The sequence below is a fragment of the Synechococcus sp. CS-197 genome (assembly GCF_025128215.1).
In the GTDB taxonomy this organism is placed as follows: domain Bacteria; phylum Cyanobacteriota; class Cyanobacteriia; order PCC-6307; family Cyanobiaceae; genus Synechococcus_C.
This window is the reverse complement of record NZ_JAHLZC010000002.1, coordinates 1-1,161: the sequence shown is the minus strand read 5'-3', so window position 1 is coordinate 1,161 and position 1,161 is coordinate 1. Positions and strand designations below refer to the sequence as shown.

At 60.1% G+C, this 1,161-nt stretch carries 1 protein-coding gene; it reads left to right on the top strand.

Annotation, left to right across the window (positions count from 1 at the left end; translation table 11 throughout):
* Positions 1–8: 8 nt before the first annotated feature.
* Positions 9–1,088, top strand: a complete 1,080-nt coding sequence (gene psbA, locus KQ296_RS00015) for a photosystem II q(b) protein (RefSeq protein WP_006040880.1) — start codon at positions 9–11, stop codon at positions 1,086–1,088.
* The last annotated feature ends 73 nt before the right edge of the window (positions 1,089–1,161 follow it).

Sequence of the window (1,161 nt, the reverse complement as noted above, 5' to 3'; positions counted from 1 at the left end):
CCGTTCTCATGACCACCACCATTCAGCAGCGCTCCGGCGCCAATGGCTGGCAGTCCTTCTGCGAGTGGGTCACCTCCACCAACAACCGCCTGTATGTGGGCTGGTTCGGTGTGCTGATGATCCCCACCCTGCTGGCTGCCACCACCTGCTTCATCGTTGCTTTCATCGCAGCGCCCCCCGTCGACATCGACGGCATCCGTGAGCCCGTCGCTGGCTCCCTGATCTACGGCAACAACATCATCTCCGGTGCTGTTGTGCCCTCCTCGAACGCCATCGGCCTTCACTTCTATCCCATCTGGGAAGCTGCTTCTCTCGACGAGTGGCTGTACAACGGCGGTCCTTACCAGCTGGTTGTCTTCCACTTCCTGATCGGCATCTTCTGCTACATGGGTCGCGAGTGGGAACTCTCCTACCGCCTCGGCATGCGCCCCTGGATCTGCGTTGCTTACAGCGCACCCGTGGCTGCTGCCTCCGCCGTGTTCCTGGTGTACCCCTTCGGTCAGGGTTCCTTCTCTGACGGCATGCCCCTCGGCATCTCCGGCACCTTCAACTTCATGCTGGTGTTCCAGGCAGAGCACAACATCCTGATGCACCCCTTCCACATGATGGGCGTCGCAGGTGTGTTCGGTGGCTCCCTGTTCTCCGCCATGCACGGCTCCCTGGTGACCTCCTCCCTGGTGCGTGAAACCACCGAGAGCGAGTCCCAGAACTACGGCTACAAGTTCGGCCAAGAGGAAGAGACCTACAACATCGTGGCTGCCCACGGTTACTTCGGTCGCCTGATCTTCCAATACGCCTCCTTCAACAACAGCCGCAGCCTGCACTTCTTCCTGGCTGCCTGGCCTGTGGTCGGCATCTGGTTCACTGCCCTGGGCGTCAGCACCATGGCTTTCAACCTGAACGGTTTCAACTTCAACCAGTCCATCCTTGATGGTCAGGGCCGCGTCCTGAACACCTGGGCTGATGTGCTGAACCGCGCCAACCTCGGCATGGAAGTGATGCACGAGCGCAACGCTCACAACTTCCCCCTCGACCTGGCTGCTGCTGAGTCCACTCCTGTGGCTCTGCAAGCACCCGCCATCGGCTGAGGCTGAAGTCTCCAAAAGATTCAGCGTCAGTTGAATCGGAAAGCCCCCACCGAAAGGTGGGGGCTTTTTGTTG